The 15,637-nt window shown below is 68.9% G+C and carries 12 protein-coding genes; 3 read left to right on the top strand and 9 right to left on the bottom strand.

Features of this window, described 5'->3' with window-relative positions:
- Positions 1–105: 105 nt before the first annotated feature.
- Together ACQEVM_RS16625 and lanL are read right to left on the bottom strand one after the other, a co-directional pair.
- Positions 106–261 (bottom strand): VenA family class IV lanthipeptide, encoded by a 156-nt coding sequence (locus ACQEVM_RS16625; protein WP_266967876.1) that lies wholly within the window; start codon positions 259–261, stop codon positions 106–108.
- A gap of 44 nt (positions 262–305) precedes the next feature.
- The gene (gene lanL / locus ACQEVM_RS16620) at positions 306–2,981 is read right to left on the bottom strand and encodes a class IV lanthionine synthetase LanL (protein WP_433079413.1); all 2,676 of its coding nucleotides are present in this window, start codon (positions 2,979–2,981) and stop codon (positions 306–308) included.
- Positions 2,982–3,983: 1,002 nt separating this feature from the next.
- Between lanL and ACQEVM_RS16615 the strand changes: the two genes are divergently transcribed.
- Positions 3,984–4,547 (top strand): hypothetical protein, encoded by a 564-nt coding sequence (locus tag ACQEVM_RS16615; RefSeq protein WP_433079411.1) that lies wholly within the window; start codon positions 3,984–3,986, stop codon positions 4,545–4,547.
- A 93-nt stretch (positions 4,548–4,640) separates the two neighbouring features.
- On the opposite strand, the gene ACQEVM_RS16610 is transcribed toward ACQEVM_RS16615, so the two are convergent.
- The 3 genes from ACQEVM_RS16610 to ACQEVM_RS16600 all read right to left on the bottom strand — a co-directional run bounded on the left by ACQEVM_RS16610 (position 4,641) and on the right by ACQEVM_RS16600 (position 6,762).
- Positions 4,641–4,823: a hypothetical protein gene (locus tag ACQEVM_RS16610; protein ID WP_433079409.1), complete on the bottom strand. Its 183-nt coding sequence runs from the start codon at positions 4,821–4,823 to the stop codon at positions 4,641–4,643.
- 201 nt (positions 4,824–5,024) lie between these two features.
- A complete protein-coding gene (locus tag ACQEVM_RS16605; RefSeq protein ID WP_433079407.1) occupies positions 5,025–5,963 on the bottom strand; it encodes a phospholipase in 939 nt (312 codons plus the stop codon).
- 358 nt (positions 5,964–6,321) lie between these two features.
- The gene (locus ACQEVM_RS16600; RefSeq protein WP_433079405.1) at positions 6,322–6,762 is read right to left on the bottom strand and encodes a zinc-binding dehydrogenase; all 441 of its coding nucleotides are present in this window, start codon (positions 6,760–6,762) and stop codon (positions 6,322–6,324) included.
- A gap of 255 nt (positions 6,763–7,017) precedes the next feature.
- Between ACQEVM_RS16600 and ACQEVM_RS16595 the strand changes: the two genes are divergently transcribed.
- Positions 7,018–7,938 carry an oleate hydratase gene (locus ACQEVM_RS16595; RefSeq protein ID WP_433079403.1) on the top strand — a complete coding sequence of 307 codons (921 nt, stop codon included), beginning with the start codon at positions 7,018–7,020 and terminating at the stop codon, positions 7,936–7,938.
- A gap of 99 nt (positions 7,939–8,037) precedes the next feature.
- Here the strand turns inward: ACQEVM_RS16595 and ACQEVM_RS16590 are convergent, their stop codons facing one another.
- Positions 8,038–8,229, bottom strand: coding sequence for a DUF4236 domain-containing protein (locus ACQEVM_RS16590; RefSeq protein WP_150521392.1), 192 nt, complete (start codon positions 8,227–8,229; stop codon positions 8,038–8,040).
- Between the two features lie 198 nt (positions 8,230–8,427).
- On the bottom strand, positions 8,428–11,049 hold the full coding sequence (rph, locus tag ACQEVM_RS16585; protein WP_433080051.1) for a rifamycin-inactivating phosphotransferase: 2,622 nt from the start codon (positions 11,047–11,049) through the stop codon (positions 8,428–8,430).
- Between the two features lie 339 nt (positions 11,050–11,388).
- Between rph and ACQEVM_RS16580 the strand changes: the two genes are divergently transcribed.
- Positions 11,389–13,350, top strand: coding sequence for an acyl-CoA dehydrogenase family protein (locus ACQEVM_RS16580; RefSeq protein ID WP_433079400.1), 1,962 nt, complete (start codon positions 11,389–11,391; stop codon positions 13,348–13,350).
- 95 nt (positions 13,351–13,445) lie between these two features.
- On the opposite strand, the gene ACQEVM_RS16575 is transcribed toward ACQEVM_RS16580, so the two are convergent.
- Together ACQEVM_RS16575 and ctaD are read right to left on the bottom strand one after the other, a co-directional pair.
- Complete coding sequence (locus tag ACQEVM_RS16575; RefSeq protein WP_433079398.1) at positions 13,446–13,799, bottom strand: hypothetical protein; 354 nt, start codon at positions 13,797–13,799, stop codon at positions 13,446–13,448.
- Between the two features lie 11 nt (positions 13,800–13,810).
- Positions 13,811–15,544 carry an aa3-type cytochrome oxidase subunit I gene (ctaD, locus tag ACQEVM_RS16570; RefSeq protein WP_433079396.1) on the bottom strand — a complete coding sequence of 578 codons (1,734 nt, stop codon included), beginning with the start codon at positions 15,542–15,544 and terminating at the stop codon, positions 13,811–13,813.
- Between the last annotated feature and the right edge of the window lie 93 nt (positions 15,545–15,637).

Below are 15,637 nucleotides of genomic sequence, written 5' to 3'. Positions count from 1 at the left end.
TCGGGTCCTCGTCCACGGGGGTGTCTGCGGCGGGCCTGCCGGCCACAGCGGCCTTGGCTCCGTCCGGTGGCTGCCCCGGGGCGGCCACCGGACGGAGGTGCTCGGCTAGGCGCAGCTGATGCCGATACAGATGGTGTTGAGGAGCGTCAGCAGGCCGACGCACTCGCAGGTCGCGGCGAACGGCGCGCCGTCGACGCCGACCGGGTCGGTCTCCGGAAGGGCGTGCAGGTGGGCGAGCAGGCTGAGGTCCTGGTTCTCCATGACATTCTCCTTCTCTGTGCGGTGGCGACAGGGGTCCCTGTCGCTCAGCCCGGCTGCCGGATCATCCAGTGCCGGGGGTCTGTGTGGCGGGTTCGCAGGAGGAAGGCGAGAATTCCTGCGGCTCCGTCGCTCCAACTCGTCGAGACGTCCCCGTACTCGTTGGGGAAGACGACGTGGTTGTGGCGGTGGGCCCGTTCGGAGACGAGGAGACGGGCCAGGTCGTCGGCCATGGCGCGGTAGGCGGGATCCCCGGTGGCCTCGGCCATGTCGAGGAGGAAGTCTCCGTTCCCCGCCAGCCCGTGGCACTGGGTCAGAGCGGCGCGAGAGGCGCGTTCCATGACGGCGTGTGTGGCGCCGCGGGCGAGATCGCCGAACCGTTTGTCCCCGGTCCGCTGCCAGAGCCGGACGAGGAAGGAACCGATGCCCGCCGAACCATGGCACCAGTACGGTGCCGTGGGCACGTCCGCGGTCTGGGCCGGCCACTGGGCCGCCTGCCCGACCATCACGGCGTTGGCCACCAGGTGTTCTCCCGCCGCCACGGCCAGTTCCATGTGCTCGGGGCGGTGGGTGATGGCCGCGGCGGTGAGGAGGAAGCAGCCTATGCCGGACGTTCCGTGCGCGAAGCCGAGATAGCGTTTGCCGGCCTCCGTGGACACCGCTTCCGCCGGAACCGGCCAGCTCACGCCGGACGGCTCGGGTCGTGCGGCGGCTGCCAGCCGGTCGGCCGCGTCGACGACCAGCTCGGCCAGGCGTGGGTCACCGGTCCGGTGCCACAGGTGGGCGGCGGCGAGTCCGCTGCCCGCGGAGCCGTGGGTGATGTCGTGACTGGGCGTCGATTCCAGCGGGGCCAACGCCAGGGCCAACGCGTGGTCCGTGAGCGCGCGGTCGTCGATGGCACGTCCGGCGTCGTACAGCGCCCAGGCGATGCCGCGGCCCCCGAAGTGCAGGCCGGGTCGTATGGAGCGGGTGTCGGTGCGGGCGGCGATCCAGTTGCCGGCGGTGGCGATCAGCTCGGGCAGGCGCGGGTCGCCGGTGAGTTCGAAGTACCGCGTCAGGACCGCCAGTGCACCTGCCGCGCCTTGCTGCACGGTGCAGGGGTCGGTCTCCCCGGCCAGGGTGGACACGGGCCACAGCCGCCGGTCATCGCCCGGGGTCATCGAATCGACGAGGTGGTTCACCATCCCGTTGACCGCGACCCGCGTCGCGGCGTGTGGCTCGTCCGTGCGTACCGGTCCGGTGGCGGGGTACGCGGGCCGCCGCGTCGGGTCCATCGCGCGAAGTGCCTCACTCGCCCTGGCAGGGTCCCAGCGCTCGCCGGGATCGTCCTTCATCAGCCCGAGGATCATCTCGGGCAGGCCGTCCGGCATGCGCAGTGTTCCGGCGCATTCGGTCAGCCACTCGGCGAACCGTTGCTGCGCGGGTCTCGTGGCCGGCTCCTCGGACAGCAGGTTCGGCACCTTTCCGCCGAGCACGAAGCACACGGTGGCGCCGAGGCTGTAGTAGTCGGCGGTCGGGGAGACGGGAGCGTCGTTCAGACGCTCGGGGGCGCTGAAGCCGGGGGTTCCCACTTGGGTGGGGAGCGTGACGTCGCCCTCCAGGGCGGCGAGCTCCAGATCGATGAGGCGCAGTTCGCCGTCCGGGCGCACCATGACGTTGCCGGGCGTGAAGTCCCTCAGTACGCAGCCGTGGGCGTGGGCCGCCGCGACGAGGTCCACCAGGCGTCGAACCTGCGCGAGTGCGTCCGCTCGGTAGTGTTCGCTTCCGACGTCGCGGAAGCGCTCGGCCACCCAGGTGCGCAGGGGTGCACCCGGCACTTCCTCCTGGGCGAGGAAGAGGTGACCGCCCGTTTCGAACATCGCGAGCGGCTCCGGTGCGAGTCCCGTGCCCTTGAGCTTCTCCAGCGTCCTGGCCTCGGCCCTCAGCCAGTCGCGTACGTCGGAGCCGGACGAGTCGCCCTCGACGTGTGGCCGGGCTTCCTTGATCACCACGGGTGCGCCGGTGGTGACGTCGGTTCCCCGGTAGACGCCGCCCTTGTTGGTGTGCCGGATCGCCTCCCGTACCGAGAATCGGCCGCCGAGCACCACCGGGTTGCTCGCCGCCTTCTCCTGCCGGGGTGGCAGCGGTACCGAGGCGGGGAAGGGGCTGACCGCCCAGGAGGGTGGAGCGTACTGACCGGTGCGCTTGTCCTCCACGGGATTGCCGTCGGGGTCCTCGATGAACCACACCAGCAGACCCTGCTCCGACAGTCGCCGCCGGCCGACGAAGGCACCGTAGCGGTAGTGCACCAGGCTGTGTGGAGCGTACGGCTGGTCGGACAGGATCCGGGGGCCGGCCAGTCCCGCCGTGGCCTTGTGCAGCTCAAGTGCCATTCGGGCCGCGTCGTCGTCGGAGGGCGGGTAGATGGTGATGAACTTGCCCGAACTCCCTCGCGGCGTGGCACGGGAGTTGAGCGCGCTCACCTGGTCGAGTGACCGGACGAATTTGAATGTCGCCTCCCCGCTCAGCAACACGTCCAGGGCCTTCACGAGGACGTCAGGTGCGGAGGCGGCGGTGGCGGACACGTGCAGTTTCCAACCCTGCCGGCGCTGTATGCCGCGGTGGTGTGTGAGGCGGCACCACATCTCGTCCGCGTCGGCCGTCCAACGCTTTCCGGTATCCGTGGTCAGTAGCGCCTGGCGTAGCAGACTTTCGAGGTCGACTTCGGTTGCGTGGCTCGTCATGCCTGTCCCTCTCAACGGCGAGAACCGCTGGTTGGAATATGCCTTCGGTAAGAAACGTACAACGTCCGCCCGATGAATGTCACTTGGTTCGGTGAGCGCACAGGGGTATTGCGACGATGGATGGCGTGGTCCGGCGTGAATGGCGGCGCACAGGCGTTGACGGGGCTTTAATACACCGCCTGTTCGATGAAATAGCCGCCTACGTTCGCGAAATGGACAGCCCTGGTTGTTCGTTGTGATTCCTCACGGAGAGCCTGGTGACATCGAATCATGAAGACTGCGACGACTCCCTCGTCCCGACTCCCCCAACAGGCCCTTTGCGCACTCGATGTCAATGAGCGCCGTTTTCGACTTCACCATCGGCCGGCACCACATTTCGATCGGGTGACGGGTTGAGTGCGAGCTGATGTGTGACAACGGCGAACGCTATAGCGCGGGACTGCCCCCGTACAGGTCCTCTCTCATCGGACGGTGGTGAGGAGTTCGTTTTCCGCCACGACTCCAACCAGCGAAGGGACATGATCAGAAATCCCGACATGGCCGCGATCAGCACCCTGATCTGTACTCACAAAAGATGTTCAACGATGAACAAGTCGGGGGTGGTCGCTCGAAAGTGACTCGAAATGGCGATGGGGAAATTTCTCGGTCCGGCGGTGGTTCCCACCACTTGTGAGGTTGGCGGTACGCCAGGGGCTTCCGGTGCCGCGCTTGTCCTGCCAAACCAGTGCGCGGGGGGAGGCATTGACCGCACCCGGCGCGGAACATCGAGCGTGACCTCGCGCGGATCGCGGTGCCTTCGGCCGTGCGGCTCGCCACGACCTGGCCCGGTCGTGGCGGGATGACCCGGGCAGGAGCAGTTCTTGAGGTGCCGCCCGGCACCCGGAACCCACAGGTGGGAACCGACGGCAGGCCACGGGCGCACCCTGACGGCGCGCACACGGGGCCGAGCGAACAGGTGCGAAACGGGTCGGGTTCCTTGGGGAATCCGCGAGTATGTCGTCCATGAGGAACACGAAGGCGTTCAAGGACGCCACCGCCGTGACGCTCTCCGAACCGACCCGCCGAGGCTTTCCGTTCCGCCGCGGCACGATCGCCGACACCGTCAGGGACAGCATGCGTCTCATGGCCGAACGGCTCGGGATCCAGACCCGGTCCGCCAGGAAACACCTCGGCGTCGACGGCCACGTGGCCTGCGCCACCGAACAGCGGGGACGGACAGAAGGGGGTCAGACTCCCGGGTGGGAGATCGGGCAGCCGCCGACGCCGCCGGTCGACAACCCGGAACTGGCACTCATCCTCGCGGGTGTCCCCACCGCCCTGGAGGAGAACGGCGGGGACCTCTACCTGGTCGTCCTCGGCGTGGCCGTCAACGCGTGGATGGCCGGCCACATCCACGGCGAGGACGGCTGTACCGGATGCCGGGACAAGCGGGGGCGGGCCGGTGCCGACTGGCAGGCGAGGATGGACGGCATCACGGCGCTGAAGCCTGACATCGCCAAATGGTTCGACCGCGATGTGTGGACCGCCGCACTGAACGACACCGGCTACACCGTCACCCGCGACTGACCGCGACGCGGCGCGAGGGGGTGAGGCGCACCCCCACCCCGGAACGTCGGTGTCGGTGCGGAGTCGACTCCCCCTCACCGAGGAGCCACACCCTCAGGAGCCGGACGCGTCCTCTGCAGCTTCCGGCCGATCGGGCGGCGGGACCTGCGCGGCGTTGCGCAACACGGCTTCGACCTGGAGGCGCTGCTCGGCGTCGAGGGGGATCCGGACGAGCCGGTCACGCCAAGGGGCGGTCTCCTCGGGGCGATCGAGGACGGTGGCCGTATCGATCACCATCGTGAGGGCCTTGGCCGTGTCGAGGGGTCGGCGTTCCGTGTGCACTCGCCCGGGCGCAGGCGTGGGGTACCTGGCGGCGCCTCGCCGCCGAGAAGACGGTCGGCCGGGTCCCCGGCCGACCGTCTGAAGGGATCCATGGGCCCGTGGAGCCAAGGGCCCATGGATCCAGGGGCCGTTACAGGCCTCGGCCCCGGTCGTCCGCTACCTGAACAGACGGTCCGCGCTGGTGGCCATGCGGTGGGTGGAACCGTGGCGGTTCACCCAGTCGCGGATGAGGTTGATGGAGTTCGCGCACTGCCAGCTGTCGTCGTACTCGCGCACCCCGGTGAAGGCGCCGTAGCCGGCGATGATGCCGTCCACCCGCGCGTCACCCAGCAGCTTGTCGATGTACCAGGGGTCGTTGTAGGTGGTCGTCCAGGACATCGTGGCGGCCAGTCGTCCGGCCGCACGGTCCCCGGCGCCCTTCTTCAGCTCCGCGCACGTGTTCCAGGTGGCCTCGGTGCAGTTGCCGAACCCCTTGGTGATGTCGGAGTCGCCGTAGTCCATGACCCGGCGACCTGTCGGGAATCCGGAACCGGAGCGGTTGAAGGCGCCCACGACCTGGTCGCGGTTACCGGTGGTCGTGATGCCCTCAAGGCTGCCGAGCCTGCCTTCCAGGCTCTTCCAGCCCCTGCCGCCGACGTCCGGGGTGCTGCCGCCGTGGTACTCGTAGAAGCCGTAGAGCACTTGGATCCCGGCGGCCGTCAGCCTCTGCGCCTTGTCGCGCAGGCCGGCGACACTGCATCCGCGGTTCGGCTCCTCGCCGCAGTAGTTCGGGTCCTTGATGTCCAACCAGACCAGCGACAGCCGGCGCCCGGCATTGGCGTTGGAGAGGATCCGGTCGATCATGCTGTCGACGCTGGGGCCCCGCCGATTGTCACCGGCCGAGGAGCAGTCGTGGTAGGCGCGCCATTCGTTGGGGTTCCACCAGGCACAGACATCGATCTCGATGCTGTTGGCGCCGTGCTTGAGCGCGGCGTCCACGCCGTCCAGGGTGTTGACCCGGTGTGCGATGGCGTAGATCGCCTGACGCTGGTCGGCCGCTGAGGCGGGGGTCGTGGTCAGCGCGGTGACACTGATGATCCCGAACAGGGCCGCCATCAGCGCCAGTATCATCCGCGGGCGGCGGACGTCTCGTCGTAAGCGAGTGGTCAAGAGAGTCATTCCTTCATGTCGTGTTCGTCAGGCTCGACGCCTTCTTCTCCTCTTCGTCCAGGTCACGGGCTTCCCTCCGAGGACCGCCCATGACCCGGTGCGCCTCGCCGACCAACCAGACAGGCCCGCCGACCCGCTCGTTGCCCGCCGCCCGTCACTGTTACCAATCGATCACACGACGCGCCGTCCCCGCCCGGTCGCGGCGGACGACGCGGGCCGGAGAGCCCCGGGTGTTCGGCCGACGCCCTTGTGTCGCGTTCAGGCACGAGGCGAGGTGCCCCGGGGGCTCCAGGGAGATCGTCCGTCAGCCGCGGAGGGCCGGAGCCTCGCTTCCGGTGATGCGCAGGACGCTCTTGCCGTGCGTGCCTCCCTCCGCCAGGCGTCGGACCGCTTCGTCGAGGTCGGCCATCTCGTATTCGGCGGTGATGTCGGGACTCACTTGTCCGGAGGCGACCATGCGCAGTGCGGTACGGGCGCTTTCGGCCGGCCGGTGGGGGTGGGTTCGGCTCCGTTCGGCGCCCGCCCGTCTGGCGAACTGTGCGGCCAGGCTGCCAGCCGCGGCGTGGACGAGGACGCTGTCGCCGGCACGCACCCGGGCGACCGTGTTGACGAGGTCGTAGGCGGTGCGGGCGGCCCAGCCGAGTCCGGCCGCGGTTCGCGGGTCCACGCCCGCGGCGTCGAAGACCAGGTCGGCAGGCGCGAGCATCACCTCGGCGTAGGCACCGCCGCTGGTCAGTGCGGTCACCGGCCGACAGACCCCCTGAACCGACAGGAACCGACACTCGCTCACCGCGCCCCCGAGACGGTCGGGCTCCGGCTCGCCGCGGAGACGGGGGGTGACCGCGGTGGACGGGAATGCGGTCCCCCCGCTTTGCCCACAGGATGGGACGAAAAGTTCGGTTCGCTCTCACCTGCGAAGGGGTCTGCACAGGGCGAAGGCGTATCTGGTGGGGAGCGGAGTCGCGTCGCTGTCGGCGGCGGCCTTCTCGGGGTCACCATCATGCGGGAGACGACGGTCACCGACCTGGGACTGGTCGAGGGTGACGCGCTGACCGTCGAGTCGATCACGTGGACCCGCAGGGGCGGGACGGAGACCGGCGGCCGGCAGGAAACCGTCCCCGTCGCCCCGAAGGACCTCGTGATGGTCACCAACGGCTCCATGACCGCGAGTTCCACCACCGGTTCCACCGATACCGCCCCCGTCCTCGACACCTCCGGTTCCGGCGGCGCCTGGCACCTGTGGGAGAAGCTCGCCGCCAAGCGGCAGGGACTGGGGAACCCGAAGGTGTTCTACTCCTCCGTCGCCGACTCCACCTGGGAGTCCTTCACGGTCACCACCAAGGACCCCACCTTCTTCGAGCTGATGGAGAAGTTCTCCGGGAGCGAGGCCGGCAAGGGCGGCCTGATCACCTTCAAGGACTCCAACTGGCTGCTGACCATCGTCCTCAACCACCAACCACACTTCCGCGAGCAGGCGGAGGACACCTTCGTGTGGTGGGGCTACGCCCTCTTCCCCGACAAGAAGGGCGAGCACGTCAGGAAGCCGATGCGCGAGTGCAGTGGTCGCGAGATCCTCCGGGAGGTGACGGGGCTCCTGCCGTTCGGCGAGGCCGGGGAGCAGATCGTCGAGAACTCGATCGTGATTCCGGCACTGATGCCCTACATCACCAGTCAGTTCCTGGTCCGCAGCCTTGGTGACCGCCCCCAGGTCGTCCCCCGGGGCTCCACCAACCTCGCCTTCATCGGCCAGTACGCGGAAGTCCCCGACGACGTCGTCTTCACCGTCGAGTACTCCGTGCGCACCGCCTGGACCGCCGTGGCCACCCTCCTCGGGCTCGACAAGCAGCCCCCGCACGTCCACAAGGGTCGACACGACCCGAGGGTCCTGGTCGAGGCCCTCCAGACCATGCACCGCCGCTGACCGGCGGCCGGGGCGCGTCCGCGACCGGATCCGTACGCAGAACGCCCCCCCCCGGCCTGCCCGGCCGGGGGGTCGTGGACGAGGCGCGCACCCCGTGGATCAACCGCGCGTGGTCTTGCGCCAGCCGAAGGGTCCGGGCAGGTCCACGGAGGTGGTACGCCGTCCGGTGCTGCTGTGGGTGTGGCGGGGACCGTGCTTGCCGCCGCCGGTGGTGATCGACCACGACTTGCGGTTGATGTTGAGCCGGACGCCGGGCAGAATCCTGAAACTCTTGCGGAATGTCAGCGGCATGACGTCTCGCTCCTCGGTGCGCGTGGGTACGGGCGGCCCGACTTCTGCTGCGGTCAGGCCAGTTGAACTACGTGTGTCCGCCGCCGACCGTTCCATGCGCCCCGCGACCGGCGTGTTCGAGGTCGATCGCCCGCGCATCGACGGCGTGCGGCTTGACGGCGTCCCGCCGCTGAGTGGGGAAACCGGGCCCGGGGTCCGTCACGGCAGGATCTCGATGTACCCGTCGGTACCGTGCACGCGGATCCGCTGCCCGTCGCGGATCAGCCGGGTGGCCTGCTCCACGCCCACGACGGCCGGCAGACCGTACTCCCGGGCGATCACCGCGCCGTGGGTCATCAAGCCGCCCACTTCGGTCACCAGGCCGGCGATGCCGACGAACAGCGGGGACCAACTGGGGTCCGTGAAGGTCGTGACCAGGATGTCACCCGCTTCGAGGTCGGCCTCTCCCATGTCGAGGATGACGCGGGCCCGGCCCTCGATGGTCCCGACGGAGACCGGGAGACCGATCAGGGCGCCGGCCGGAACGTCGTCGCGCCGGTACGCCCCGGTGACGGCCTCACCGTCCGATGTGAGGACCCGGGGCGGTGTGAGCGCCTGGTACGCCCGGAACGCGTCCTTGCGCTGCTCGATGAGCCGGTGGTCCGCCCGGTTCGAGCGCACGACCTCGTGGAGTTCCTGGAACGTGAGGTGGAAGACGTCCTCCTGCTCGGGAAGCACGTTCGCCCGCACGAGGCGCCGGGCCTCCTCCATCAAGGCCTGCTTGTAGACGAAGTAGCGGCTGATGATGCCGTACTTGGGGTACTCCCGATACCCGATGAAGGTGCGCACCCGGTCGATCATCCGCTTGGTCTCGTCGGCCTTCCGGTCCCCGTCCGGCAGGGTCCGCAGGCGTGACAACACGTCCTGTTCCTTCTTCAGCGCCTTCTGCCGTCCCTGCTCGAAGCGCCTCCCGGCCGCGCCCGGCTCGAAGTTCCTGACGTTGTCGAGGATGACCGGCACGAGCGTCGAGGGGCGCTCGTGCCAACGTGGCCTCGTGATGTCGATCTCTGCGACACAGCGCATGCCGTACAGGTCGAGGTAGCCCTCGATGGCCTCGCGCGCCTCGCTCCCGCCCGCGAGCTTCGCCATCCCGTCCAGGAAGCCTTCGTCCTCGACGCCCTGGAGGAACGCCACCACCTCCGGATACGGGCGGATCACGTCCGCCACGTCGAGGAGCGCCAGTCCCATCTCCGACGTGATGTTTGCGGGCGCGGACAGCGTCAGCGTGTCTGCCGCGTTCTTCTCCCCCAGCCACTCCTGCAACATGTCGTTGAGCCACCACGTGGCCTCCATGCCCGCCATGATCGCCTGCATGCTCAAGGGGTCGCCGAGGACCCGCTTGTGCTCCTCGAAGGCCTCCAGCAGGAAGTCGAACAGCGCCGGTCCGGTCTTCGTCCTGATGTCGCGTTCCAGGGCGGCGATGGACTCCCGGCTGCGCTCGATCAGCTCGGTGACGATGGCCGGATCGGTCTCGATCGGGTTCTCCGGCGGATTCACGATCGGGGCGGGCCCACGGCCGGTCGGCGGTGCGCCGGGGCCACCGTCCGGGAGCGACGGGACGAAGTCGTCGCGGTCGAGGACGGTCTCCAGTGCGTCCCTGACGAGTGGATCGCCCTTCCCGAGGACGTCCAGGAGGCCCGCGCGGCTCGCGGGCGAGGCCAGGCGCCGGGTGACGTCGACGAACAGTCTCCCGCCCGCCTCGTGCATCGGCACCATGGCCGTCAGCTGCCACATGGAGAACCCCAGGGACTTCATGGGGTCGGTCATCATCTGCTGATGGCCGACGGAGACGTAGACGTGATTCTCCTGGTCACCGGCCTCGGGAATGGGGAACAGCGTCGTGATCGGCCGGCTCTGAACGATGTGGAAGTCGTCGTCGACCAGGCACCATTCGATGTCCTGCGGGCGGCCGAAGTGCGATTCGATCCGCCGCCCGAGCTTCACCAGCCGCACGACCTGTGCGTCCGTCAGCGCCGGCTGCTCCTGCTGCCGCGGGTCGATCGCCTCTTCCCGCGTACCACCGGCCGGGAGGGCGTGAACGGCACGCTGTTTGGCGGCGATCGTCCTGGCGACGACTCGATCGTGGCGCACCGTGAAGACGTCCGGGTTCACCAGGCCGGAGACCAGGGCCTCGCCGAGGCCGAAACCGGCGTCCACGGTGGCGACCTTCCGGTTGCCCGTGACGGGATCGGCGGTGAACAGGACGCCGGCCGCGTGGGGGAAGACCATCCGCTGCACGACCACGGCCATGTGGACCGCACGGTCGTCGATGCCGTTGCGCCGGCGATAGGTCACGGCCCGCTCGGTGAACAGCGAGGCCCAACACTGCCTGATGTCCCGGAGGATCGCCGCGGGCCCGACGACGTTCAGGTACGTGTCCTGCTGGCCGGCGAAGGAGGCCGTCGGCAGGTCCTCCGCCGTCGCGCTGGATCGGACGGCGCAGGCGGCGTCCTCGCCGAGCCGGGCGAGCTCGCGGGTGATCGCCTGCGCGATGTCGTCCGGGATCGTGATCCCTTCGATGGTTCGGCGAATCCGCGCGCTCAGCGCGCGGACCTCCTCCCGGTCGTTCGGGTTCAGGCGCGACAGTTCGTCGAGCCGGTCGTCGAGCGACGGCGCTTGCGCCATGATCCGCCGGAAGGCGTTCGTCGTCACGCAGAAGCCCCCCGGTACGTGGATGCCCTCGATCCGCGACAGCCCGCCCAGGTGCGCGCCCTTGCCGCCGACAACCGCGACCTGCGTCTCGTCGGTCTCCTGGAGATCACACACGTACTGCTCGATCACTGCAATGCCTCCGAGGCGGTCGTGTCCTGTTGCACCGTGATGGCCGGCCGAGTCACCGGCGCCTGTGGCCCTGTCGAGATCACCTGCATGTCGTGCCTCATTTCCGCAGGTTGTGGCCTCGGCGGACGATTCTGCGCGGTGACCGGGGGCTTGCCGCAAGCCCCCCGGTGCGCTATACCTTGGGAGAGGCAAGGAGAGAAATCTCCTTGCCTTCGCCATGTGCCGTCCGCCACGACGGACAAGCCTCGCGTGAAACGGTGCGCCGCACCCGGGTCTTCCTCGTTCGCGCCCGTTGGTTCGTGGCCGGTTGATCGTCGCGCGGCGGGGTAGCGGAGCGGCATGGCCACCGAGAACGCTTCCACCACCGCGACCGGATACGTGCAGCCCGAGATCGACGTCTCCGCGCTGACCGAGGTGCTCGACGGCGAGTACGCCGGGATCCGCGACCTTGTCCGTACCAACCTGGTGACGTACGCCTCCGTCCTCGAAGAGGCCGATGAGCTGGGCATCGACGCGTTTCGCGAGCGGGTGCGCGAGATCGTCGTCAAGATGGCCGCGACGGGCCAGACGGGCATGGGCTTCCCCACCGAGTACGGCGGGGGCGGCGATGTCGGGGCCTCGATCGCCGCGTTCGAGACGCTGGCCTTCGGCGACCTGTCGGTCCTGGTGAAGGTCGGCGTGCAGTTCGGGCTCTTCGGCGGTGCGATCCTGCACCTGGGCACCGAACGCCACCACGACGCCCACCTCCCGGACCTGATCACCGGGGAGCTGATGGGCTGCTTCGCGATGACCGAGACCGGGCACGGCTCCAACGTGCAGGCGCTCGGCACCGTCGCGAGGTACGACGCGGCCGGCGGGGAGTTCGTCATCACCACCCCCGACGACCAAGCACGCAAGGATTACATCGGCAACGCGGCCCGCCATGCCGAACTGGGCGTTGTCTTCGCCCAGTTGGAGGTGGACGGTGAGTCCCGGGGCGTGCACGCCTTCGTGGTCACCCTGCGGGTCGACGGCCGGCCGGCGCCCGGCGTCCGGATCGAGGACGACGGCCGCAAGATGGGGCTGAACGGCGTGGACAACGGCCGGATCTGGTTCGACGGCGTGCGGGTGCCTCGCGAGGCCCTCCTGAACAGGTTCGCCGACGTCACCCCCGAGGGCGTCTACGAGAGTGCGATCGAGAACCCCAACCGGCGTTTCTTCACCATGCTCGGCACCCTGGTTCAGGGCCGGGTCAGCGTCGCGGGCGCCGGGATCGGCGTCGCCAAGGTCGCCCTGACGGTCGCCACGAAGTACGCCGTGCGGCGCAGGCAGTTCCAGGCGGCCTCGGACACCGGGGAGCAGGTGCTCCTCGACTACGGTCTGCACCAGCGACGGCTGCTGCCGCTCATCGCCCGGACGTACGCCTTGCACGTCGCGCAGGACGGGGTGCGGGCACAGTTGCACGAGGTCTTCTCCGGCATCGAGGACGACGCGCGGGCGCGGCGCCGGCTCGAATCGCAGGCCGCGGGCCTCAAGGCGATCGGCACCTGGCACGCCACCCGGGTCGTCCAGGAGTGCCGCGAGGCGTGCGGCGGAGCCGGCTATCTCGCCGTCAACCGGTTCGCCGCCCTCAAGAGCGACAGCGACGTCTTCACCACCTTCGAGGGCGACAATCACGTCCTGCTGCAACTCGTGGCCAAGGGGCTGCTCACCGATCACGCGAGCGAGTTCGAGGACCTCGACCAGCTCGGCATGGTCCGCTACGTCACCAACCTCGCCGTCGAGACCGTCATCGAGCGGACCTCGGCCCACAAGCTGCTCGAACGGGTACGCGACCTGCTGCCCGGCGGCGACGAGTGGGACCGGGAGGCCGGCCTGCTCGACTCTGAGTACCAGCTCGCGATGGTCCGGTTCCGCGAGGAGCACATGCTCGCCGGTCTGGCCCGGCGGATCAAGCGCGGGATCGATGAGAAGCGTGATCCGGGCGCCGTCTTCTCGCAGGTGCAGGACCACGTCATCGCGCTCGCGCGCGCACACGTCGAGCGGTTGGTGACGGAGGCGTTCGTGGACAAGGTGCGCGCGATGCCCGAAGGGGACGAGAAGGCGGCGCTCGCCCTCCTGTGCGACCTGTTCGCCCTGTCGACGATCGAGGCGGACCGGGCCTGGTTCATGGAGCACGGACGGCTGACCATCCAGCGGTCCAAGGCCATCAGCCGCGAGGTGAACGACCTCTGCCGCAAGGTGCGTCCCCTCGCGGTCGACCTCGTCGACGCGTGGGGCATCCCGTCCGCCGTGCTGCGGGCCCCGGAACTCGTGGGCTGACGCGGACCCCGCCGTCGGATCGTCCCGTCCCGACCGGGCCCGGGCCCTGTCGTCGAAGTCTCGCCTGGCCCGCGGCGCCACTTCGACGGCAGGGACTAGCGCGGCTCCAGGCCGATTCCGAGGACGGCCAGGACGGTGGCGGCGAGGCCGGTCGTACCGCCGAGCAGGGCGAGGGCCACGAACCGGCGGCGCAGGAGCTGGTAGCGGTGAGCGTACTCCTCCCTCAGCTCGTGGCTGCGGCCGGCGATCTCGTACAGGGCGTCGCGGGTCCGTGCCAGGTGACGGGCGGTGTAGAGGTGGACGACGTCCTCGCGCTCCGCCCGTCCGAGCCAGGGAAGTTCGTCGGCGAAGGCGTTGGCTTCCATGGCCGCGGTGTGGTGCGCGGCGCGGCTCATCAGGTAGCCCTCCAGTTCGGCCAGGCCCGCTGCCGCCTCGTTCCGATTCCTCACGACCACTCCCCCTACCGGCCTGCGATGCCGCGGTCGGCTCCGGGCGTTTCACGGTTGCCGGGATCGTCCAGCGCGTCGCGCTTGCCTTGGTGGCGCGCGTCGTCCAGCGCGGCCACCTCGGGGTAGTGCAGGTCGAAGGCCGGGGATTCGGAGCGGATGCGCGGCAGGGTGACGAAGTTGTGCCGGGGCGGTGGGCAGGAGGTGGCCCACTCCAACGAGCGGCCGAAGCCCCACGGGTCGTCGACGGTGACCCTCGGAGCGGTGGTGGCCGTCTTCCACACGTTGTAGAGGAACGGCAGGGTGGACAGGCCCAGGAGGAACGCGCCGATGGTCGAGAACGTGTTGAGGGCGGTGAACCCGTCCGCCTTCAGGTAGTCGGCGTAGCGCCGGGGCATGCCTTCGGCGCCGAGCCAGTGTTGGACGAGGAACGTGGTGTGGAAACCGATGAACAGGGTCCAGAAGTGGATCTTCCCGAGGCGTTCGTCGAGCATGGTGCCCGTCATCTTCGGCCACCAGTAGTAGAAGCCGGCGAACGTGGCGAAGACCACGGTGCCGAAGACCACGTAGTGGAAGTGCGCGACGACGAAGTAGGAGTCGGTGACCTGGAAGTCCATCGGCGGGGAGGCCAGGATGATCCCGGTCAGTCCGCCGAAGAGGAAGGTGACCAGGAAGCCGATGGACCACAGCATCGGCGTCTCGAAGGAGATCGAGCCCTTCCACATCGTGCCGATCCAGTTGAAGAACTTCACCCCCGTGGGCACCGCGATCAGGAACGTCATGAACGAGAAGAACGGCAGGAGGACCGCGCCGGTGGCGAACATGTGGTGGGCCCACACCGTGAGCGACAGTCCCGCGATGGCGATCGTGGCGCCGACCAGGCCGAGGTATCCGAAGACGGGCTTGCGGGAGAAGACGGGGAAGATCTCGGTCACGATCCCGAAGAACGGCAGAGCGATGATGTAGACCTCGGGGTGCCCGAAGAACCAGAACAGGTGCTGCCACAGCAGCGCTCCGCCGTTGGACGGGTCGAAGACGTGAGCGCCGAACTTGCGGTCCGCCTCCAGCACGAGCAGGGCCGCCGCGAGGACGGGGAAGGCGAACAGCACCAGAACCGAGGTGAGCAGGATGTTCCAGGTGAAGATCGGCATCCGGAACATCGTCATGCCGGGACCGCGCATGCAGATGATCGTGGTGACGAAGTTGACCGACCCCAGGATCGTGCCGAAGCCGGCCAGCGCCAGGCCCATGATCCACATGTCGCCGCCGATGTACGGGGTGCGGTCCGAACTGCTCAGCGGTGTGTAGGCGGTCCAGCCGAAGTCCGCGGCGCCCTGGGGAGTGAGCAGGGCGCCCAGCACGATCAGGCCGCCGAAGAGGAACAGCCAGAACGACAGCATGTTCAGACGCGGGAACGCCACGTCGGGAGCCCCGATCTGCAACGGCATGATCGCGTTGGCGAATCCGGCGAAGGTCGGGGTCGCGAAGAGCAGCAGCATGATGGTGCCGTGCAGGGTGAAGATCTGGTTGTACTGCTCGTTCGACACGATCTGCATGCCCGGTCGGGCCAGTTCGGCCCGCAGCAGCAACGCCAGTACACCGCCGACCAGGAAGAATCCGAACGACGCGATCAGATAGAGATGTCCGATCTTCTTGTGGTCCGTCGTCGTCAACCACGACACGATCACCTGACCTGGAGTCCGACCCGCAACCGGGATCGGCGTGATCGGTTCGACCGACGTCACCATCGCGCACCCCATCAACTCTGGATCCAACAGAGGCTGTACGGCTGACGCCGCTTCCCATGTGTACGCCCCGCGCCGGGCCACGCCCCGGCCGGC

Origin of the sequence: Streptomyces sp. CA-243310, from assembly GCF_050936775.1 — a bacterium.
Taxonomy (GTDB): domain Bacteria; phylum Actinomycetota; class Actinomycetes; order Streptomycetales; family Streptomycetaceae; genus Streptomyces.
Note: the sequence above shows the minus strand (reverse complement) of the source record. Positions and strands in the feature narration are given on the sequence as shown.